General features: G+C 43.3%; 21 protein-coding genes and 1 pseudogene. 6 read left to right on the top strand and 16 right to left on the bottom strand.

Features of this window, described 5'->3' with window-relative positions; genetic code table 11:
• Positions 1-19: 19 nt before the first annotated feature.
• Complete coding sequence (locus F6K63_RS11885; protein ID WP_008178381.1) at positions 20-1,591, bottom strand: YcjF family protein; 1,572 nt, start codon at positions 1,589-1,591, stop codon at positions 20-22.
• Positions 1,592-1,893: 302 nt separating this feature from the next.
• On the opposite strand from F6K63_RS11885, the gene F6K63_RS11890 reads away from it, so the two are divergent.
• The gene (locus F6K63_RS11890) at positions 1,894-2,415 is read left to right on the top strand and encodes a DUF937 domain-containing protein (RefSeq protein WP_008178383.1); all 522 of its coding nucleotides are present in this window, start codon (positions 1,894-1,896) and stop codon (positions 2,413-2,415) included.
• A 23-nt stretch (positions 2,416-2,438) separates the two neighbouring features.
• Here F6K63_RS11890 and F6K63_RS11895 read toward each other — a convergent pair whose 3' ends face one another.
• A complete protein-coding gene (locus tag F6K63_RS11895; RefSeq protein ID WP_008178385.1) occupies positions 2,439-3,464 on the bottom strand; it encodes an Hpt domain-containing protein in 1,026 nt (341 codons plus the stop codon).
• 260 nt (positions 3,465-3,724) lie between these two features.
• Positions 3,725-4,942, bottom strand: a complete 1,218-nt coding sequence (locus F6K63_RS11900; protein WP_044492011.1) for an RNA-guided endonuclease InsQ/TnpB family protein — start codon at positions 4,940-4,942, stop codon at positions 3,725-3,727.
• A 436-nt stretch (positions 4,943-5,378) separates the two neighbouring features.
• Between F6K63_RS11900 and F6K63_RS11905 the strand changes: the two genes are divergently transcribed.
• Both F6K63_RS11905 and F6K63_RS11910 read left to right on the top strand, forming a co-directional pair.
• Positions 5,379-6,044 (top strand): pentapeptide repeat-containing protein, encoded by a 666-nt coding sequence (locus F6K63_RS11905; RefSeq protein WP_008178389.1) that lies wholly within the window; start codon positions 5,379-5,381, stop codon positions 6,042-6,044.
• Positions 6,045-6,167: 123 nt separating this feature from the next.
• Entirely contained in the window at positions 6,168-8,168 is a 2,001-nt protein-coding gene (locus F6K63_RS11910) for a DICT sensory domain-containing protein (protein WP_287312202.1), read from the top strand.
• A gap of 168 nt (positions 8,169-8,336) precedes the next feature.
• Here F6K63_RS11910 and F6K63_RS11915 read toward each other — a convergent pair whose 3' ends face one another.
• Together F6K63_RS11915 and F6K63_RS11920 are read right to left on the bottom strand one after the other, a co-directional pair.
• Entirely contained in the window at positions 8,337-8,975 is a 639-nt protein-coding gene (locus F6K63_RS11915) for a phosphoribosylanthranilate isomerase (RefSeq protein ID WP_008178396.1), read from the bottom strand.
• A 46-nt stretch (positions 8,976-9,021) separates the two neighbouring features.
• Positions 9,022-9,375 carry a YkgJ family cysteine cluster protein gene (locus tag F6K63_RS11920; RefSeq protein ID WP_008178398.1) on the bottom strand — a complete coding sequence of 118 codons (354 nt, stop codon included), beginning with the start codon at positions 9,373-9,375 and terminating at the stop codon, positions 9,022-9,024.
• A gap of 201 nt (positions 9,376-9,576) precedes the next feature.
• On the opposite strand from F6K63_RS11920, the gene psb30 reads away from it, so the two are divergent.
• Positions 9,577-9,711 (top strand): photosystem II reaction center protein Ycf12/Psb30, encoded by a 135-nt coding sequence (gene psb30, locus F6K63_RS11925; protein WP_008178400.1) that lies wholly within the window; start codon positions 9,577-9,579, stop codon positions 9,709-9,711.
• Between the two features lie 208 nt (positions 9,712-9,919).
• On the opposite strand, the gene F6K63_RS11930 is transcribed toward psb30, so the two are convergent.
• On the bottom strand, positions 9,920-12,325 hold the full coding sequence (locus F6K63_RS11930; RefSeq protein WP_287312204.1) for a hypothetical protein: 2,406 nt from the start codon (positions 12,323-12,325) through the stop codon (positions 9,920-9,922).
• 264 nt (positions 12,326-12,589) lie between these two features.
• Positions 12,590-13,033: a cyclic nucleotide-binding domain-containing protein gene (locus tag F6K63_RS11935; RefSeq protein WP_287312206.1), complete on the bottom strand. Its 444-nt coding sequence runs from the start codon at positions 13,031-13,033 to the stop codon at positions 12,590-12,592.
• A 231-nt stretch (positions 13,034-13,264) separates the two neighbouring features.
• Here F6K63_RS11935 and F6K63_RS11940 point away from each other — a divergent pair, with 231 nt between their 5' ends.
• The gene (locus tag F6K63_RS11940) at positions 13,265-13,453 is read left to right on the top strand and encodes a hypothetical protein (RefSeq protein WP_287312207.1); all 189 of its coding nucleotides are present in this window, start codon (positions 13,265-13,267) and stop codon (positions 13,451-13,453) included.
• A gap of 135 nt (positions 13,454-13,588) precedes the next feature.
• Here F6K63_RS11940 and F6K63_RS37200 read toward each other — a convergent pair.
• The 5 genes and pseudogenes from F6K63_RS37200 to recJ all read right to left on the bottom strand — a co-directional run.
• Positions 13,589-13,711, bottom strand: a pseudogene (locus F6K63_RS37200) (cupin domain-containing protein); the annotation flags it as partial.
• Between the two features lie 17 nt (positions 13,712-13,728).
• The gene (locus tag F6K63_RS11945; protein WP_353813010.1) at positions 13,729-13,875 is read right to left on the bottom strand and encodes a cupin domain-containing protein; all 147 of its coding nucleotides are present in this window, start codon (positions 13,873-13,875) and stop codon (positions 13,729-13,731) included.
• A gap of 50 nt (positions 13,876-13,925) precedes the next feature.
• Complete coding sequence (locus F6K63_RS11950) at positions 13,926-14,075, bottom strand: cupin domain-containing protein (protein WP_287312209.1); 150 nt, start codon at positions 14,073-14,075, stop codon at positions 13,926-13,928.
• 137 nt (positions 14,076-14,212) lie between these two features.
• On the bottom strand, positions 14,213-14,587 hold the full coding sequence (locus tag F6K63_RS11955; protein WP_287312211.1) for a cupin domain-containing protein: 375 nt from the start codon (positions 14,585-14,587) through the stop codon (positions 14,213-14,215).
• A 207-nt stretch (positions 14,588-14,794) separates the two neighbouring features.
• Positions 14,795-16,858, bottom strand: a complete 2,064-nt coding sequence (gene recJ / locus F6K63_RS11960; protein ID WP_008178412.1) for a single-stranded-DNA-specific exonuclease RecJ — start codon at positions 16,856-16,858, stop codon at positions 14,795-14,797.
• 341 nt (positions 16,859-17,199) lie between these two features.
• On the opposite strand from recJ, the gene F6K63_RS11965 reads away from it, so the two are divergent.
• Positions 17,200-17,670, top strand: coding sequence for a GNAT family N-acetyltransferase (locus tag F6K63_RS11965; protein ID WP_008178414.1), 471 nt, complete (start codon positions 17,200-17,202; stop codon positions 17,668-17,670).
• Here the strand turns inward: F6K63_RS11965 and F6K63_RS11970 are convergent.
• The 4 genes from F6K63_RS11970 to F6K63_RS11985 all read right to left on the bottom strand — a co-directional run bounded on the left by F6K63_RS11970 (position 17,630) and on the right by F6K63_RS11985 (position 21,453).
• Positions 17,630-18,670, bottom strand: a complete 1,041-nt coding sequence (locus F6K63_RS11970; RefSeq protein WP_008178416.1) for a sensor histidine kinase — start codon at positions 18,668-18,670, stop codon at positions 17,630-17,632. The genes F6K63_RS11965 and F6K63_RS11970 overlap by 41 nt on opposite strands.
• A 363-nt stretch (positions 18,671-19,033) precedes the next feature.
• A complete protein-coding gene (locus F6K63_RS11975; RefSeq protein WP_008178418.1) occupies positions 19,034-19,639 on the bottom strand; it encodes an L-threonylcarbamoyladenylate synthase in 606 nt (201 codons plus the stop codon).
• A 102-nt stretch (positions 19,640-19,741) separates the two neighbouring features.
• Positions 19,742-20,689 (bottom strand): peptide chain release factor N(5)-glutamine methyltransferase, encoded by a 948-nt coding sequence (gene prmC / locus F6K63_RS11980; protein WP_008178420.1) that lies wholly within the window; start codon positions 20,687-20,689, stop codon positions 19,742-19,744.
• Positions 20,686-21,453, bottom strand: coding sequence for a Tic22 family protein (locus tag F6K63_RS11985; protein WP_008178422.1), 768 nt, complete (start codon positions 21,451-21,453; stop codon positions 20,686-20,688). The genes prmC and F6K63_RS11985 overlap by 4 nt, the downstream gene beginning before the upstream one ends.
• Positions 21,454-21,550 lie beyond the last annotated feature (97 nt).

Below are 21,550 nucleotides of genomic sequence, written 5' to 3' on the forward strand. Positions count from 1 at the left end.
TAGGCATTCTGGCTGTAGTTTAGGATTTCCTGCCTTTGTCCTTGATTTCGTCCCTTTCATCGATTGGTGATTGGGCTTCTGATTTTCCGGTCAGAGGTTGGACTACCTTTGCGATCGCTTCACTGACAAAGGCTTTAATAAACTCATCCCGCTGGTTTAACTGAAACTGCTTCTGCACCACTTCACTCATCCCTCCATCTCCCCAGTCTTGGTCATTGCGGAAGTATTCAATAAAGCTTTTCCCAGCAATTCGGATCAGATAAGCAGCAGTTACCCCCTGAATGGCTTTGCCGACAACATAGGTGGCAAGATTCAGTCTTAGTGTAGTGCTAAGGATTTGAATCGCTCCCTTGACAATACCCAAACTAGCTAAAGTTTTTCCCAAGGATAGGGCTAATTCCCTACCCCGTTCCATATTCAGTTCACAGCCGTAGATTTTGCCAATTTCGACTACCATTTGGGCATTTACTGCTGCAGTTGCTAATAAATCCACCACAGGTAAGGGAGTCAGAGAAATTACACTGGCCCCAATCCACTGGAACCGTTCCACCACTTTCTCTGCTTCTCGCCTGCGCTGCTTGTCGAGGATGTGTCGAGCTTCTTGGCCTAAGCGTTGGGATTGTAGCAGTATGTTATCAGCAATCAACTCTTCTCCCTCTGCTCTTAATACAGCAGCTAAGCGACGGATTAAGGGCAAAATTTCCGGTTCAGGTTGGCAAAGCTGACCATTTTCTAGGGTAACAGGCTGGGGATTGGCTGCGATCGCAACTACATCTGAAGCAGGAATAAAGCCCCTTACTCGCTGGCGCAATCGTGCTAGAACCCTTTCTGAGTCTTGTTCCGTGTACAGGTCAATTTTATTGAAGACAAGAAGCGATCGCTTCCCAATCTGTGCCAATTTTTCGAATGGATCATACTCTGAGTGTCGTAAATCGTTATCCACCACAAACAACAACAAATCCGCTTCCGTTGCCAGATGTCGTGCCCATTGCTCTCGCTGAGTGCCAACTACACCAGATTCTAAAATTCCTGGTGTATCAGTAATCAGAATCGGGCGTTCTAATCCCTTCAGCTTTAGTTTGTAGGTTTCCCCAACCTCCGTCGTTCCCATGGGCGCACCCACTTGACCCACCATCCGACCAATCAAAGCATTCACTAGAGAGGTTTTGCCCGCTGAACCAGTACCAAACACTACCACTAACAGTTCCCCACGGGAGAGGATAGCTTCAATTTCTTCAGAGCGGCGCAGCATCGCTTGCCGTGACACTTCATCCTGAATCTGTTTGACCTGTTGCCTTACTGCTTTAAGGGTTTCTTCTGCTGCTTCGGTTTTCACCTCGGGGGCTTTAGGTTCCAGACGACCCTTACCTGGCCGTTTCCGGGATTTACCAAATAACCCCATGGTGTAGATTAAGGCCCATATTAGTAGCCCTAGCAAGGTAATCACCAACAGGAGCAGTAAATTAGCCAGTAGGGGAGCAGTAAAGGAAATTTGGATATACAGTTGGTACAGACCATTAATCAACCAAAGCATTAGCCCCAGAATAATAATGAGACCAATAATTAGGGTTAGTAAGCGTGGCAGGGGCATGGAAGATACGAGAGGTTTTAATTATTAATGTTAGAATATCCGACAAGAATTCCCCGATCTCCATCAGCCCGATCCGCTGTCTAATCACCTCTGTGTATAAGACCTGTAATAAGTGTGGATTGAGGCAACAGTGCAGGAGACAGAAAGCCCTAGCTAACTCGAAGGGTGTAGTGGAGGAGACTTCACGTTAAGTAGTCAGCTATCAGCTATAGTGGGAAACTAAATCAGTAATTTATAATTGATTTTGGAAATAACTGTTTAAATCTGAATAAATCTGACTGTTTAAATCTGTAAAAAAAACAATGAGCTTATTCAATACTATTCTCAGTGCCATTAATAGTCCTACACAACAAGCTAGTTCTAGTCAGCTAGGGGATATTCTGGACACGGTACAGCAGTTGAGTGGTAACCATCACACCAATCCCTCAGCCGTGCAATCTGCTACCTCAATTGTAGGTAAGTATGTGCGTTCAGCCCTCCAACAAAAGCGCACAAGTGAAGGAGATGAGCAGGTACAAGCACTAGTTAATCAATTTGGTGGCATTGGTGCTAGTTCTCAAGTGGTCAATATGCTCTTTAGTGCGCCTCAGATCCAGGAGCTTGTTGGAGAAATTACTAGCAAGACAGGCATTAATGCTGGTATCATCCAAGCTATGCTACCCACCCTAGTCCCCGTGGTATTGAATTTCCTCAAGACTGGCACCAATATTGAGAATCCCCTTGGTTCTAATTCTGTACTCAGTGGCTTTCTAGATGCTGATGGGGATGGGGATGTGGATATTTATGATGCCATGCAGCTGGCATCACGGCACTTAGGAAGATAACCAAAAAACCCAGCTTGTTGGCTCTAGGAAGAAGCACGAGTTGCTGGAATCAGTAACTTAACCAGTTTTGACAGCTGGGGTTTATCAAAGGCTTGGATGAGTACCTTGGCAGCGGCTTTTGGTTCTAGCACAATCGTAATTTCCTTACCCTTAGTGGTTCGGCTTCGCCCAGTAGCTCCTACAGCTGCTAGTTTTTGGAGTCCTGAACTTGGAGCGATCGCAGCCGCTGCCTTTCGTAACTCCTCTAGATTACCCTGTGCTGCTTGCAACTGGTCACTAGCTTCCTTGAGTTCTTTGATTACTAATGGTGCTAACTGGATATAGGAGTTTTTAGGATTTGCGATCGCTTTATGGCAAACTCCCACTAATTTATGCCAACTACCAATCCCAGCCCCCAGTTTAGCCAGACGCTTACAAAGCTTTTGAAGTTGTTGGCGATTGGTTGGTGTGGAAGATTGTTTAAACAGCTCTAGCATATCTTTAAGCAGGCTAATCACCTTCGGCCCAAAGTCTGGGGGAAATTTTCCTTTTGCTGAAGAAGAAGCTTTGCTAGTCGAAACTTGATCAGAACGAATTGCTTTTTCAGCAGCAGAGCTAGAAGCCATTGCCGCTGGTAATTGACTCTCACCACTGACCAAAGTTTTGAGATAATTCTGTAATTGTTCAAAGCCTGGCTGAGCTGCTTTTAGAGTTTTTTCTGCTTCACTTTGCTCAAACCCAAACGGTCCTTCCAACAGATCAATCAAAGCTTTGAGGGTATCATAACTCTTTAAAAACAGAGTCTCCAGCTGTTGATCAACCTGAATCTTATTCTCTTGAAGTACTTTGAAAGAATCTTCTAAACGATGGGCAGTCTTTTGAATACTTGTAAACCCCAACATGGCCGCCCCGCCTTTAACAGAATGAGCAGCGCGAAACAATTCATTAACCGTCTCTGGTTCATTGACCACTGAGCCCAGATTTAACAGTCCCTGTTCAATGGTTTCCAGGTGTTCTTTCGCTTCTTCAATGAAATAGCCTAAAATCCTTTGCTGATTCCCAGCTTCCACGGCAATTTTTCCTTATCAGAACGGCTAATCACAACAGATTGATGATAATCATCAGAGCAACATTCGATCTGGTCAACGCAGTTTTAAAATTAGTAGACCATAGCGTTGGTTACAGCAACAGCTTATTCTGAGCTTACCCCAAATCAGCTATTGGGCTATCAATGGTGAAAACTGCTCTTAGATCTTCAGTTGGATCTCTATTGTGGCATCCCACACCAAGTCAGCAAAGACTTTACGCGAGCGTGAACTACCCCAACCTACTACGTAGAGGTTGGGGCTTCCAGTTTCACGGAAGAACGCCTTAGCTTAGACGGACGCCCTCGCTTTGGTCTTACTTCTTCTCCACTGGCGTTGACCTCCCCCGTCCCAGAGGAGGATAGCATTCTGATACCTTCTGCTCTAATATTCTTGGCCGCATTACGGTCTCTATCGTGATGAGTGCCACAACTTGGACAAATCCAAGATCTTACATCTAGCGGCAACTCTTTGATTCGGTAATGACAATTAGAGCAGGTTTTAGAGCTGGGAAACCACCGATCTATCTCGACCAGTACTTTTCCTTCTTTTTCGCATTTATAAGAGAGGAAATTTACAAAAGTTCCCCAACTCAGATCAGATATTGCTTTAGCTAATTTATGGTTACGAACCATGCCCTTGACATTTAGGTTTTCAACTACCACTACCTGGTTCTGGTCTACGATTTTCCTAGATAGTTTATGAAGGTAGTCTTGGCGGACATTTCCAATACGTTCATATACCTTAGCTACAATCTTTCTAGCTTTCCTTCGCCCGCTACTTCCTTTTTTTTTGCGGGCAGCAATACGTTGTTTCCTAGTTAGCTTCTTTTCGTATTTAGCTAAATGTTTAGGATTTCCAAATTTAGAAGTCTTTTCGCCATCGTAGGTGATCGCAAAATCCTTGATACCCAAATCAATACCAATTACTTTCCCTTCCTTAAATAGTTTCACATCTGTTAATTCGTATTCTATCAAAACAGAAGCGTAATACTTACCAGAAGGGTCTCTGCTGACTGTTACAGTTTTGATATCCCCGTCTAGTGGCCGATGAATTCTTGCCTTGACAGTTCCTAGCTTTCCAGGGAACTTAAGGCAGTTACCCACTTGTTTGACATTTTGAGGGTACTGAATTGATTGGCGATGATGATATGACTTGAATCTAGGATATTTTGCTCTGCCTTCAAAAAAATTCTGATATGCACGACTAAGGTTGAGACTTACAGATTGTAATACCTGGGAGTAACAGTCCTTTAGCCATTCAGTCTCTTTTTGTTTTTTGAGTTTTGGCAGCATGGAATTGAGCGCAGATTGTTTTAGTCCTTTTCCAGTTGCCTTGTAAGTTTCTATGCACTGATTTAGTCCATAGTTCCACCACCAGCGAGCGCATCCAAAATGCTGAGCTAATATTTGAACTTGCTCTTGTGTGGGATAAATTCTTACTTTGATGGCTTTATGTCTCACTGCACTCAACCTTATTATCGACCTCTATTACTATTATAGAGATTTCGCAGTAAGGCGTCAACCTTTGCAGTAAAATTCCTGAGTCGCTATCCATCCTAGAGACGCGCGCCTTAGTAGAGTGGAGCCTTAATCAAACAGTTTTAACCCTTTTTACCATAGCCGACCAACCATAAAGGCTCCACTCTACTTACGGTAACTTCAACACCCTGTAAGAGGGTGGGGAATTCCGCTATTTTTATTAAAAGCACAAGGAATAGCTAGGGTTAGCTTGAAGCCGACACTTACCTGTTCGGATAAGCTTCATATTGTATCACCAATCGATTGCAGGCACCGATAAGAATAGCTTATCTCTAGATAAAACTTCCAAATATAACATAATCCTTTACATACAAAAAGTATTATTAACATTATGTTACATTAAAAGTAACACTATGTCATGTTGGCGCGGCTGCCAGCTATGGATACCCCAATGGATACTAATGAGCTTCTAGAGCGTTATTCAGCAGGTGAGAGGGATTTCCGTGGAGTAGATCTCCAGCAAATCAACCTCAGTGAAGTCAATCTTACTGGAGTAATTTTCAGACGAGTCAACCTAGCTGATGCCAACCTGAGTCTCGCGGTTTTACAGGAAGTCAACCTGAATCAGGCAAATCTGACTGGAGCGAAACTGTGGCGAACTAATTTGAAAAAAACCTCTCTGGTGGAGGCTAACTTGAGTCAGGCATTTATGATTCGGGCGAATCTCACTAGAGTAAACCTGCGCCAAGCCATTCTAACCCGAGCCGATTTAAGATTAACCATTCTTCAGGATACCGATTTGCGAGGAGCCAATTTAACCAGGGCAGACCTGCGCTACGCTGACTTAAGAGGGGCTAACTTGACTGGTGCTTGTCTGCACCAGGCAGACTTGACTAGGGCAAATCTGTGTGATGCTGACCTTTCTCAAGCAAACTTGAGTGGAGCAATTTTGAGTCAGGTAGATTTGAGACGGGTTACTCTCTCAAATGTAGATTTGGGTCAAGCTGAGCTTTCTGGGGCAACGGTACCAGATCAACTGACTAGTGAATATTCAAAATTCCAAAAGCTAACAGCTAACAACTAATAAATAATCCCTTGATCAAAAGGGTTGGTTTGATCACAAGGGTTGGTTTGATCACAAAGGTTTGTTGAGGTAAAACTATCCCCCTCATGAGTGGAGTGGGACTAATTAGGGAGGGATTTCTAGGTGAACAATCCGAATTCGTTACTGGGAGATTTACGGCAAGAGTTACCACATCTGCGCTGCCAAATGTACTTCAAATCTTCCTTGACAGCTCTTTCTCATGCCATGGAAGACCTCGTGCTAGCAGTGGATGACTCTCCCTTGGTGATTGCCAATTTCCAGCATGAGAAGTTTTATCGTCAGGAAGTCCACCGCTATCAGCGAATTGCCCAACGTACAAACCAAGTTTATGTGTTGGCGGCACCAGAATCCGAGTCTGGCTTTGCTGTGGTTGAAGAATCCTTAGAAACTATCCCCTTAGGCCCAAATGATGGTCTTGCCCAAGAGTGGCACCTGGTGATTTTGGCGCAGAAGTATACAGCTTGCCTAATTTGTCGAGAACAACTGACACCAGCAATTTCCATGGATCAGGCGCGCAGGTTTGAGGGATTTTGGTCCTTTGACCCCCGAGTTACCATTCATGCTGCTCGATTGTTACTCGGACGGATTGCTAGTTATCGACCAGAACTAGCCCCAAAAGTGGAGCAGGTATGGCAGCACTATGGTTTGACTACAGAAGTCCCAGAGCAAACATTGTTGCTGACCAGTGCAGGGATTGATATTAGTATTTTTGCCCAGCGGCTAGTAACTTATCTGCAAGCGAGTCAATATAAGCTCCTGAAAGCTTATCGAGTCCTGACCACCAAAGAAAGCAAGGAGCGTCTGATTAATACTATCACCGCCACCATCCGTCGCTCCCTCAATCCCCAAGATGTTCTAGCAGCGACAGTAAAGGAGTTAGGAAACACCTTTAATTCTTGCCGTTGCCTGCTTTATCGCTGTAGTCCTAGTGACCAGCAAGCAAAAATTGAGTATGAATCGGTTGCTACTGGTTTACCGTCCCTAACCGGACAAATGTGGTCGTTAGCAGATAATCCTCTGATTCAAGTCGCTCTAGCTCAGGAACGAGCCATTGCCATTGCTGATGTCACTAAGACCCCCAATTTACACAATAATCTAGCTCTCAGGACAACTATTCAAGGTTGGCAGATTCGATCTTGGTTACTGGTACCAATACACTATCAAGGAACACTGCTGGGGATGCTGGAACTTCACCATGGCGGTTCGGAACCCTATAGATGGCTCGAAGACGATATTGATTTAGTAGAAGCGATCGCAACTCAAGCTGGGGTAGCCTTGAATCAAGCCCAAGCTTATACTGACTTAACTGAACTCCATAACCAACTAGAAGCCCTAGAACGAACCCGCAATAATCTGATTGCTATCGTTGGTCATGAATTACGAACTCCCTTATCAACTATCCGAGTTTGCCTAGAAAGTTTAGAGAGTGAACCAGAAATGCCAACGGAGTTTCGGGAAACTATGCTTGATACGGCGTTAACCGATGCCGAGCGCATGCGTAAACTGATTCAAGATTTTCTCACTCTCTCTAAGTTAGAAAGTGGTCAGACCTGTCGTTACCCGGAATCAATCCAGATTATCGAAGTCTTAGACTTGGCTCTTTCTGCTCTGAGATCGATTTGGTCACCAGAGACTCTACCAGAAATCAACGTTAAACTACCCTCTGTCTTACCTACAGTCTTAGCAGATGGTGAAGGGTTGGTAGAAGTCTTAACCAAACTCCTAGACAATGCCTGTAAGTTTACTGAGCCAGGGGGTAAAATCACTATCCAAGCCCAAATTAATGAAACTCAAGCAGAGTCGATAGGATTCTTCACCAAGAATCGCCGCCATAATCCCATGTTAGAAGTAATTGTAGCGGATACTGGTAGGGGCATTGAACCCAGTCAGCTAGACGCAATATTTGAGAGTTTTTATCAAGAGGAAGATTCACTCCGACGCACCGTTGGTGGCACAGGTCTTGGTCTAGCTATCTGTCGTCAGATTATTAAAGGTATGGGTGGAAAAATTTGGGCTGAGTCTGAGGGGAAAAATCAAGGTAGTCAATTCCACTTTACCATTCCATTGGAATCATCCCAAACCTTGTTGACTGTTGACTGTTGATCTTCAACCGCCTAACTTTCAATTTTTTAGAATTTAGAATTTAGAATTTAGAATTTAGAATTTAGAATTCACCATTCTGCCTTCTGCCTTCTGCCTTCACCATTCACCATTCTGCCTTCTGCCTTTACCATTCACCCTTCTGACAGACAACCTTCAACCGTTCAACCTTCAACCTTCAACTCTTGATCCTAATTTCTCCAATAACCGAGCAACCTTTTTTAAATCTTTATCACCTGGTCTTCGCTCTACACCACTGGATAGATCAATTCCACTGGGTTGCACCAAAGTGAGGGCATCTAAGACATTATCCGGTGTCAAGCCACCAGCTAGTAACCAAGGGATACTGGGACGAAATTCTTGTAGCCTTTGCCAGTCTAAGGTTTTACCAGTCCCCCCCAACATTTTTCGATGGTAAGCATCTAGTAATAGTGTATCTACACAACTTAAATAACTATGTGCTTGATTTAAACATTCTGAAGTTCTTATCCTTAACGCTTTAATAATTTCAATCTCTGGTAAAGCTTGGCGCAGCTTTTTGCAAAATTCTGGGGATTCATTACTATGCAGCTGAACGGCATTTATCCCTGACTCATCCACAATTTGACTGATTTCTTCCGTAGAGGTATTAGCAAACACACCAATGCGGTCAACTGATACGGACAAGTGGTTGACCACCCCTCGAATTTGCTGTGGTGTAACGTAACGAGGAGAGCCTGGTACACAAATAAACCCTAACGCTGTTGCTCCCAATTTTGCGATCGCATCTGCTTGTTCTGGTTTCGTAATGCCACAAATTTTTACACGCATTGTTACTTGTTACTTGTCCCTTGTTACTCGTTAATTTTAATTTTCCCTATTCCCTCCATATTTCCCGCTCAAAGCGCAGCATTTCCAGAGAGCAATCTCCATAAAGTGCTTCAATATGCTCCCAACAGCAGTCAATGGCAAAATCATTTAAATCTGCTGGCTCCACCCCATACATATCCTGAAATACCTCAGGTTCCACCCGACAGAAACGAGGTCGATGGGGATAAATACGACATTCACGGGTGGTGTGGTCGAAATTTATACACCATCCCCCCTCACCTACCATACTTAAATATAGCGCTAGCTCTTCTGGGAGAAGATATTCCTCTAATCCTGGACGCTCAGCTGGGTCAAGATGACAGCAAGCGCCACATTGCTTTACACAACTCCAAGTTGCCATAACTTTGAAAAAAGAGCTAAAAGCTTAAACTATATCTAGCTTAGCGAGTTTTCACCCGTGATAGGTGTGGTCAGGCTTGCCGTTGAGTTTTGTATATTTTTGTAAACTTACTTAAAAAAAGCAGATCATTACCCAGTAATATCTAAGGGATGGATTGTGATTAGTCACCATCGCCTTTGTTGGGTCAATTCTGGAGAACACATGTATTTAGCTTTTTTAGATTTTATAGGTAACATCGATTGGGTATTAATTGCTCAATTGACTATGCTGGCAGCTGTTGTGATTGCTGGTCCAGTGGTCATTTTCGCCCTATATGCTCTTAGAGGGGACCTTTAATCTAGGGTTGAAGGTGAGGCGGTTGTTCGCCCTTGGCGTTCGGTGTAGGGTAGGTGATGCAGTTGAAGGTTAGCCCGTTGAAGGTTGAAGGTTCGGCGTTGCTTAATAATGGAATGATTTTAAGAGTGAGGTGGAACCGGCATCTTGGTGGAACCGGCATCTTGCCGGTTATCAATATTTTCGGGCAGGCAGGATGCCCACCCTACTTCTATTCATTCCTTGATTCAGCAACGCCAAATTCTATAGGACGGCTTTTATCATCAAGTGCTTTCCAAAACAAATCAATATCATCGGTCTTGAAACGTTGTGCCATGCGATAAACCCCTGGTTCTATACCTTTTTCAGTCGTCGCAAGTTTGACCAAACCCAGGAGTTGCATTGTGACAATTGGATCAATATATTCTGTTTTTACACCTTTCTCGTGTTTAGCAAAAAAGTTGATCACAAAACCATCTGCTAACAGTACTAATCTTTTAGATTGACCATTAAATTGTATATCATAGACCGTACCAATATCCTTATGAAAGGATTTGTGAATTGAAATATTCTTTTTGATCTGATGCCGAATCCATTCAAACAAACAAGAAACCCATGTACTAGATTCGAGATTATTTAAACCCATGCTCTTGATCAATTCAGGATAATCTTTTAGCTTAGCTACTAGAGAATCAGAGGTTTCCGAAGAAGAAAGCACTTGATGAATGACTTCAGTCTCACTATCCGAAATAAAACACAACTTCTGTTCATAATATTTCTTGTACCAGATTAACTGTTGATGAATATCAATTGTATTTTCGGAAATAATTTCTAATAACTCGTCTAGAAAAACTATTGCCTTTCTAAATTCATAATCCTTCGATGAACCACTGGTAAGAATCAGTTCATCTACAAGATCTCCGATATTTTTTCTAGTCAAAAACCCATTGATATCCAGCTCATCCAACACAGGCGAGCCAGTAATCCCAATAATTGTATCAATGTGGTTTTGAATAAGGCGCGTAACTTTTCGGAAAGATAGTATTTGTTCAGGAACTAATAAGGTCACCTTTTTTAAGCAATTTTGCTTACTAAAGATTTGACTCATTCCTTGGCCATTGGGTAACAGTTCGATTTTCTCAGGGACATATCCATATTGCTGACGGATAGATTCCCATAAACCATTCAAGGTATTTGTTTGATACCATAGCGTCTGCAAGGAAGATTCTGGGCTGGGGAAAGCATTAGTTATAACTAATTCATTAAAAGATTCGTACTTGGGAGAGGGTGAGAAAAATTCTAGCACCGATTTCTCAATCTTATCGCTATACAATTGAGGGTGACGCTCACCAAAAGGCAAATCGACAATCACGGGTAAACAGGTGTCTTCGACAATATATCTGCCCAAATTTAAATAATCAACTTTTGTGGCAGCATAGGGAAATCTTTGACTGTCAATTTCTCTAGAAAATGCTTGATCGACAATATCTACAGCAAAAACATGACTTGTACTATTTTGCATTTCTGTGAGTTCTTCAACTAGTCGAGTTCCGATTGCACCATTACCTCCGATCACCGCTACTTTCCGTGTTTCAAATGTTGGCAATCCTAATCGGCCTAAAGCTGTTGAAGTTGAGTCAATAATTGCTTGTGAAACCCCTTTTGCCTCGAAAATAACCTTGATGTCATCCCGTGCTGTAGAAAGCACAGGAAGCAAAGCTTTTCCTTCATAAGATTCTATAGCGGCCCTGTCTCTTTTTTCCCCAGCAGTAGTTACTTCAACAGCACCAATAATAATATTTTCATCGACAGCCTTCTTGAACAGAGAATGTAAACCATGATTTGGGTCTTGATAAATTTTATAAATTAAAGGTACAGCATATCCTCCATCTTCATAAATCAACAGTTTTTTATTTTGTTTGATACATGTTTGAATGCAGCGAACGAGTTCTGTTTCAACTAACGCTGTCATTGCACTCATATAGTTTTGATTAACTTCCGATTTTTCATACAGGTTAACAAATAACTTTTCCTCAGTATTTGGGAGAAAAGAGGACTGCTTAAAGTCAAACTTGTATTGCGTTGGCTTGATAGGATGTTGAATCATACGTAAACATCGATAGCTTTGACCAGAAACATGATCTAACATCCTCATAATCGGCCAATTACTTTCACCATAGGGAATCCCAATAAATGCATCAATGTTAAACCCTAAGGCATCCAGGGTTTGTAAAGTCATGACAACTTCATGAGTCCGATGGTGAAGCACAAAGAGATGATAGGGGTTACTACGCTGAAGACTTAATTTTTCTGGTAAATTATCATAAACATTATGCTGAATTGGCATATTAATGCTTGATATTAACTCTTCAACTTGTTTGCTAACAGACGGTTCATTCTGGCTTATATAGATAAAAATATTAGCTGTTATTGTTGAAGAGGCTTGATCATAATGTATGCCTTTGACTTCCCATTTAATAAAAAAGGTTTGCTGATGTGAATCGTACTTCTTATGGACAACCAGGCAACCTGATTTTCCTGAAGTACCAGGGGTACAGATCACCTCAAATAGATCTTTAGGGAGGTCTTTCTTTAGATGATTATTCCCAATCTGATCAAAGAGGGTATTTAAAACCATTACACCAGAAGGAGTTCCTGGTTCTAAAACTTTTTGAAGTATACTGGGAGTTTAAAAAAATGCAATATCAATGTCTTCTTTTTTGGGAACAACACCTGAAATTGAGTCTGAACCAGACAACATAAATTGATGTTTATCTCTGATTACGAGTTTTTTATTTAAGGGAATAATACTATCACATTGATAGGCTTCGGCAGAAAGTTCTTCACAGAAAAAATAAAGGTAGTAATTGCTGAGAGCTTGTTGAGCAACTAATGAATTGCGTTACCGAACTTTAGCAGAGAGAATAGTTGCAATATTTTGGGTAATTTGATAACCAATATCAGGATCATCTTGATAGAGTCTGGCCAATGCGTCTTTTGAAAATCGTAATAATTTGGTGTCCTTTGAAGCACATATTGCTGAATTAGGAGAAGGATATTTATCAATTAAAGAGATTTCTCCCAAGGATGTTCCCTGAATTTTATCCGCAATTTTTTTCATTCCAATTGTTCCTTCTTCCACATTTCCCTGCAAAGCTGGGTCGATCAAAATATCAACTTTGCCTTCTAGGACAACATAGAGATCGTGACTGTCTGTTCCTTCGTCAAAAATATGCTCACCATATTGATATTGATTAATTTCACTAATTTCTAATATCCTTTGACGCTGTGGCTCGGTCAGACCTTTAAAGACAAGAAGTTGTGCTAATAGGTTTTCGATATTCATTTTTTAAATTTCCAATTCAGAGATTGTTTGATGGGTTTTTCAGACCCTGTTGCTTTTTTTTATTCCCATGTACGCAATTGTACTATAGGTTAAAGAATTTAAGGTCTTAGGATGAAGATTCAGGGCAAACGCATCTAAATTATATAAGCTTTACTCAGAAGCGATGCAGTGCGGTCTTGGGGAGGCAGTGCGGTCTTGGGGAGGCAGCGCCGACCTGCGGGGGTTTCCCCCATGAGCGACTGCCGTGGTCTCCCCCATGAGCAACTGCCGTGGTTTCCACGGGGCTTACAGCGATGCAGCGCGGTCTTGGGGGTTTCCCCCATGAGCGACTGCATCAAGACAGGTGCGGAAGCAAGTTCCGCACACAGACCCAAAACCATGAGCAACTGCATCAAGAGGTGCGACCCGTGGCGAATTTAATAATTAGATGCGGAAAGCGCACCTAACAGAGATTTCAAAATTAATAAGTATAAATATTTATCGTATGAATCTCATATCCAGTAGGCATTTCAAAATAAGATGCGTTTGCCCTGGATGAAGATTGGAAGTTATCAATTACTGTTTCACATATGGGGCTAGCTGATCCCACAGGTTAGGAAATTGCTGACGGAATGTTTCAGGTTGAGCAATCTCCATGTCACGGAATTCAAAGCCAGGTGCAACGGCTTCCCCCAGGAGTCCAAACTCTCCTTCTTCTAAGACCGCAGCTTTCCAGTAACCACTGGAAGAATCTGGGGTGTTTCTCCTTTTGCCAGATCCATGCCGAGTTTGAACTTTTGCAAGGTTCCGTTGGGATCAAAAACTAGATAGAGAACGGGAGAACCTGCATGGAAGTAGTGCATAATGTCAGACTTATTGATATGAAAGTGATCAATAGGGCGATCATCTGTTATCAGGTAGTATAGAGAAGGGTCAACACTGCCCGTGATGACCCTTCTCTATCGGTTTCAATTATTGTTTTAGAACGATAAGTTTCTGAAAAATAGCCTCCTTCAGGATGCATTTGCATGCCCAACTTTTGAATTAGGTCGTGTTTATTCATAATCTTGTATGGGGATAGGTAAAAATTTTGGGTTCTGTAGTAAGAGCCTATCAAGGAAGGACTAGCTGGCGCAATTCTGGTGCAACAGAGAAGAGAAGTTGCGCTTCTTTTGAGCCACTATCGATAAGCTCAAAACCTTAAAATTTAAAGCCTGGTGCAACGGAACAACCCACCAAAACACTACCTTGAATGGGTACTGCTGCCTGCCACACACCTGAAGGTACAACGTAGCAGAACTGGTTTTCTTCAGATGATAATGTAATACGTTGTGGTGGTGAATCGGTACCATCCCAGAGGTAGAGGTAGATACCCGTGCCTTTGTATAAATTCCAAACTTCATCCCCAATAACCCGATGAAACCGACTCTTTTCATCTTGGTTCAGAGAAAAGTAAATATGAGTAAGAGCAGACTTCACGCTAGAATCACTTGCAGTTACTGAAATCTTTGATCGAAATACCTCCTGATATCTTCCGCCTTCTGGGTGTTCTATCAACTCAAGTGGTTTAGTCATGAGTATTTAATTATATCTTTCAGATTTCAAACAATATACTATGTTAGTAGAGTAGCATTTCAACTTCAGTTAACCACCAAACAGCCAACTCCCAGTAGCTACCTCATCGAATTGCCAAAAGAATAAGAAAAGCTCGTGTTTTTTGTTGGTGTCGCTAACCCCACCTAAATGCAAGATTATAGGTGGGAACTGTACGAGACATTTTGTTCAACTGAGTCCCAACGCACGAGTTGCTGCTTTGATCAACGGGTAGTAGGGCGGTTTAGTGACATTAACTTCTATAGCATCTTCCCGTTTAGTACCCAAAAGTCCAATGCGTTGTCCTTTCTGAATCGCTAGGACTTTTCCTTCCGGGTTTCTAATTCTTAGTTCGTTTAAAGATTCCCAGAGGCTACAGGTGTAACGGCGCTGATTGTAATAAAATTCCGCTTTCTTGGTAGTTGAGGTAGTAGTAACTGTACTAGTAACTACGGGTAGACGGACACCAACTAACTCTAACTCAATGGTCGTGTTGCCCTCCCAATGATGCTCTCGCAACTTGTAGGCAATATCCACTCGCCGAGGTAAAGGGAAGTATTCCCCCCAACGCCAAGCAATAGCCTGAATCGTGACTGGTTGGTTGTCCTGATTCAAAGTAAGCTTAATGTGTCCCTTACCAACCACTCGTTGTTCAAGGATTTGAACATTGGCACTCCAAAAGACAGGGTCCCGATTGCCAATGCCACAGGGGTGAAGCAGATCTAATTGCTGGTAGAGGTTAGAGGTAATTTGAGAGAATTCTAGGCTAGCGTCGATACTAACTAGGGGTTTGAGGTGTTCAGGTTTTAGAGATTGATGGGCAAAACCGCTAAGGGATTGTTCAAAGGCGCTTAAGTTCTCAGCAGGTAGGGAAAATCCACCAGCTGCTTTGTGTCCTCCATATTTACCCAGTAAGTCTTTACAGAACTCTAAGGCTTCAAAAATATTGAATTCAGTGATGCCCCTTGCTGAACCACGAATGTGTTGTTGGTCGTTGTCTTCATAGGTTCCAATAAAGACTGGGACACCATAGCGCTCTACTAATCGGGAGGCAACAATCCCAATCACTCCATGATGCCAATTCGGTTGGACAATCACTAATACCCGCTTCTGTTGCCAATCTAGTCCAGTGTCTTCAATAAATGCGATCGCATCTTGTTCAATATCAGCACACAATTGCTGACGCCGTTGGTTCACTTGTTCACACTGCATTGCCCTCTCACGTGCTACTTCCGGTGCAGTAGTCGTCAGCAGTTCAATTACAATTTGGGGATCCGATAAGCGACCAATAGCGTTAATTCTTGGTCCTAGTCTAAACCCAATATCCTCTGGCTTGAGGGATTTTTGGTCATCTTTGACCCCAGTTATCTCGATTAATGCTTGAACTCCTGCTAATTGAGATTGAGGCAATAACCCTAAGCCTCGCTTTAACCAACGTCGGTTGATACCGGTTAAAGGGGCTAAATCCGCAATAGTTCCCAGAGTAAATAGTTCTAACAGCTGTTGGGTCAAGCCTTTGAGTTGACCCAGTTCTTGTGCTAGACAGATAGCTAAAATGTAAGCTATCCCTACACCCGCTAAACTTCGGTAGGGTGACTCTTCCGGCAGTTGCTTAGGATTGAGAATGGCATCAGCGTCTGGAAGTTCTGGAGGTAGGTCATGGTGGTCAGTTACAATAACCGTTATTCCAAGTTCTACAGCTCTAGCAATAGGTTCATGGGCAGCAATACCATTATCAACCGTTAAAATCACACCCACCCCTTCCTCCGCAAATTCTTCCACAATCCGTGTATTGATGCCATAACCCTCTGTCATCCGGCTGGGTATGGCGTAGTCTACATCAGCCCCCAACCAGCGTAATGCTCTGAGTAACAAAGCCGTGCTGGTCATGCCATCAGCATCGTAGTCTCCACAGATAGCGATTTTTTCTTGATTTGCGATCGCTTCAGTGAGCATCCCGACACTAATTGCCAAATCGGGAAATTCATCAATCGGTGCAGGCATCACCTGAGATAGGGGATTGAGGAAAACCTCGGCTTGTTCAGAGGTTTCAATGCCCCGATTGATCAGGAGTTGAGCGATTAGGGGGGAAATGCCTCTAGCTTGGGCGAGTTGGTCAGCTTGTTCAGTTTTGAGGGGGGCAATTTCCCAACGCTGATTAGGCAATTGGGCATGGGGTTTGGATGGGGTGGGTGAGAGGTGGTTGTGCACAGGTGTCGTGATCGAACAACAATAGCCCATACTACCACCCATACTATCAGTTATTGAATTTGACCGAAATAATTACAATAGGTTATAATCTTAACATTTTGTAATACTCAGCTGCCTGGGTTTGTCAAGCCAGAGATCACCTATCGATAGATATATCTTTAACAGCTATCTGCAAACCCCTTTAATCCTGATTAATTGTCAATTTTAAATTGTTAATTAATCAGGAAAAATTGTCTGGTTTCTATTACTTAACCGTAGTCAAGAGGACAGGCTCTGAACCCTATTTTAAATTAAAATTTTTTTATTAAACTTCCCGACTAAAATCAGGAAAGTAAGTCAATTTCAAGGCACGTTTAACAAAATCAGAAGGAACTTTGGTAACTATGGATTACCGCCATATTCAGTTTTGCGATCGCAAATCTCAAATCGACTATTACCAGCTACAGCAATTGTTTAACCTAGGTGCTTTTTGGGCAAAAGACCGAAAAATCGAGGATTGGCAAGTTGCGATCGCTAACAGTAATCCTGTCATCAGCGTTTGGGATAACCAGAAGCTGATTGGATTAGCTAGAGCTACCTCTGACGGAATTTATCGGGGAACCATTTGGGATGTCGTTATCCATCCAGACTATCGAGGAGCTGGGCTAGGGCGTAAGCTAGTGGAAACCGTACTCTCTCATCCTCAGATGAGCCGAGTAGAGAGAGTTTATCTGATGACCACCCATCAACAAAGTTTTTACGAACGCATTGGTTTTGAGGTGAACTCCAGTACCACAATGGTATTGTACAATCAGCCTCTAGCTACTCCAGTGCCTAGTAAGGCTCTACAATCTCAGGAATCCCCTGGGGTATAGAAACTTGAAACCGGGTAAGATTCTCAGCAGAGGTATCATTGTCAGCTTCTTCACTGGGGACCGCTAATACTTCTATACGCCCCTGCATCACTTCCAAGAGTGTTTGAATCATCAACAAGGTCAGTCCAGATGAAGTGGATACCGTTTCACTGGGCTGTTTTGATTGATCTGGTGGTAATTGCAATAAATCAACAGCTTCAGCCCAACAGCTGATAGCACAGGGCATATCAATCCAGATGGAAACTGTTTCAGATTTAGAGGAGAGTGTAGTCGAAACTTTAATTTCACCACTGCTTATCTGAGTAATCGCAGTATCCACAATCATTAGTAATGCTTGTCGAAAACGCCGTGGATCTACTAAAACGTGAATTTGGGGGTCAGGTGGAACTATTTGCAGTTGGAGATTGCGATTGGCAGCTTGCAAATAGGTCAGACGATAGAGGTCTTCCAACAGCTGCTTCAAGGGGACTGAGCAAATCTCCAAAACGTTAGTACCGTGTTCAGTTTTAGCTACAGCAGTCACCTCATCAAGCAGTTTGACCATAGTATGGGCAGAGGCGTTAGCCTGGTTCACAAATTCTCTCTCTTCTTCTGGAGACTCACACAGATCCGACAAAATCAACTGATGTAAACCAATCAACCGACTCAGAGGCGATCGCAACTCGTGGGAAGTTCGTGCCAAAAATCCGGCTTTAAACTGGCTCATTTCCATTGCCATTTGGTAAGCCAATTGATTTTGCTTGAATTCCTGTTTCAGACCCTGGATTTCTTCAGCATCAGTATCAGTTTGATGGCATCCAGAGGTCTTTGAGTCTGTGCTTTCATGGAGGTGCGACCCAAGGCCGGGGAACCCGGCCATTGGAAAGCGCACCTTAAGGTGCGACCCAAGGCCGGGGAACCCGGCCATTGGAAAGCGCACCTTTAAAAATTTCCGGAAGCGACTCCCCATAACTCCTAACCCAATGCCTACTAGCAAATAGATCAGATCTGTCTCACCCATGCTTATTAAGTCTTGCCACACTAAAAACGTCAACAGGTGCGACCCGAAGGTGCGACCCAAGGCCGCGAGGGATTGCTCGCGGCCTTGGAGGCGCGACAATCGCGCGAATTTAATTCGCCAAGGTCAAGCGCACCTAACAAAATTGAAGGATAAAGAATGAAGGTTGAAGATTGTACTGCTGGTAATCGACAAGGGTAGAGTTGGGTAGGCAACGAGGCTAAAAAAATACCTGTTGCTGAGTAACCAATCGATAGAACCTTTTCAGGATTCCTTCACAATTCAGGGTTCCTTCACAATTCAAACTTCATACTTTTTTGTCAGATCTTTTTAAGGATAGCTAGTTTTTTTAAAAGGTGAGTAGAACTATTCAAACTCTGAATCGTCTAATTCAATCCCTCCAGCACGCAAAATTTCCCAGCCACTGCTGGTCCATTTGGCAACAGTAGACGGGACGCCAATCTTGTCTGGTTTGATCGCTTCTAACTCAGCTGGCTGGAGGGTCAATACCTCGGGAAACTGCACCTCAACCGCTGCCATTGTTTGTAAAGGTGGCTCGCCTGAGTAATTAGCACTGGTAGTTGCCAACGGACCAGTCTTGGACAAAATTGCGATCGCTATCCTGGAAGCTGGCACACGCACCCCAATAGTAGTCGGGTCAGAAGGATTCATAACGGTAGGTACTTTATCTGAAGCGGGTAAAACCAATGTTAATGCTCCTGGCCAATACTTAACAGCCATGTGTTCCCAAATCGACCTCTGTGCGGAAGTACCTTGAACAAATGGCCAAAGAGACTTAGGAGATGCCCCCATCAAAATCAAAGGTTTGTCTTGAGGACGCCGCTTTGCCTCAAACACCAACTCTGACTTGTGCGGTAGCACTGCTAGTGCTGGTACTGTATCTGTCGGAAAACTTACCAGCTTACCTGAGAGAGCCCCGGAAATCAGGGTAGCCATAGAAACTTGGGTCATTGCTCACCAGCACACTAAAAAGTAGAAGCTATCACGTCAAAGGTAAAAGCTTGGGAAAATTCTCCAAAGCTTTTTACCTGTGGGCATCTATGCATACCTTGTTTATACTTCATACTTCCTATAAGCTAGAGCAAAGCGGTCAATACCTGCTAAATCTGGAAATATCTGGATCTCAGAGTAACTGCCATGGTTTTGGAGTAGTTGAACAACCTTGTCCGCTTGTCCTGCCATCATTTCAATTAACCAAACACCGCCTGGGCGCAGATAATCCCCAGACATGTCAATCAGCTGTCGGATACAGTCTAGACCATCCCTGCCACCGTCGAGGGCAATATGGGGTTCATGGTAGTATATTTCTGGTTGTAGCTGTTTGAGGGAGTTACTAGGTATATAAGGTGGGTTGGCCACCATACCACTTAACTGACCTTTCAAGGCTTCTAGAGGTGAATACCAATAACCATGGTAGAACTTAATTTTTTCTGCCATGCCCAACTGTTGAGCATTCAATTGAGCGATGGCAAGGGCTTCTTCAGTGCAATCAACGGCATGAATAGTCCCATGGGGAAATACCTCTGCCAGTCCACAAGCGATCGCTCCACTACCAGTCCCCAAATCCGCCCAGTGTCCTGATGATAAGTCAGGTGTAGAGCTCATAGCTACACCATTGACCGCCAGATCAATCAGGGATTCAGTTTCTGGGCGGGGAATCAGGACAGCTGGGGAAACTCTCAAGGAGAAATGACGCCAAGGAGTAACCCCAGCTAGGTATTGAACTGGGCATCGCTGATGGATACGCTTTTGCCACAGTTGGGTGAGTACAGGTAGAGGTTGGGAAAGTTGAATAGTTGAGTTTTCAGTGGCTTGCCCTAACAAGGAACACTGTTGCCATGACTCCAAGCGTAGCACTAATGGGTCAAGCTCAGCTACCTCCTTTAGCAACCAGTCCACTTCAGCTGTAGGGACACCTGCCTCGGCGGCAGACTTGCAGGCATCTTGACGCCACTGCCAGAGTTCTTTTCCCGAGACCACCCACCGCTGACCCATAATCATTGATTTGGACGTTGGAGTTGATTTTGGGACAGACCTTGCAAAAATTTCAGGGATTCCTGGGATGGCACTAGTACGATTTTCTCTAGCTGCTGATCGTTGCTGTCCTGTAAGGTTTTTATAACGCCCTCTAGAGGCACTACCTCTATCTTAACCTGGGAGTTAGGGTCTTGCTGCTTATAGCGATTCACTATACTCTGCAATTGCTCTTTGTTAAAAAAGAACGGAATTGATGAGACCCCATTTTGTTGAATGGTTAGGTATCCGCTGTTGCTAGCTTCTTTGGCCACAAACAGCGGTACGCCCTGAAATGGCTTTTTTTCTTGACCATTTTGGTTCCAGATCGCTTGTGCCTGCTTTACCTGCTGTTGGTTTGGTATGTAGGCAAAATTTAAACCATTGGGAACAGTGCGATTCTTTTGATTTTGCTCATGAACTTCCCCCAAAGATACAGGCACTACTTGAACCTTGTTACCTAGTTGAGGATTCTCCTGCTTTAAACGCTGTACAAAGGCATTAGCATCTTCTTGGCTAATAAACACACCTGCCACTGAGGTAGTCTTCTTTTGATCTTGCTGATCTGGAATTGAGGCTACTAGTGGCGAACCTTTAGTATCAGTAACTGCAAATACAGGTACAGGTGTCAACTTTTCTCTTACCTGCTCTTCGGTCAGAGCCAGTGCCGCTAAATTTTCCGCACTCACTGAGCCTAGTAAGGCACTCCCTACTAAACTTAATGTTGTGCCCCAACGGAACAATGATTTCATAGAAATTACCTCGAATTTTAACGAAGAAGAGCCTGTTACAACTAGAATACCCTGCTCACTGAGAGATCTGAACGCAACTTACTAACCTCTAGTAGAG

The organism is Moorena sp. SIO1G6, from assembly GCF_010672795.1.
In the GTDB taxonomy this organism is placed as follows: domain Bacteria; phylum Cyanobacteriota; class Cyanobacteriia; order Cyanobacteriales; family Coleofasciculaceae; genus Moorena; species Moorena producens.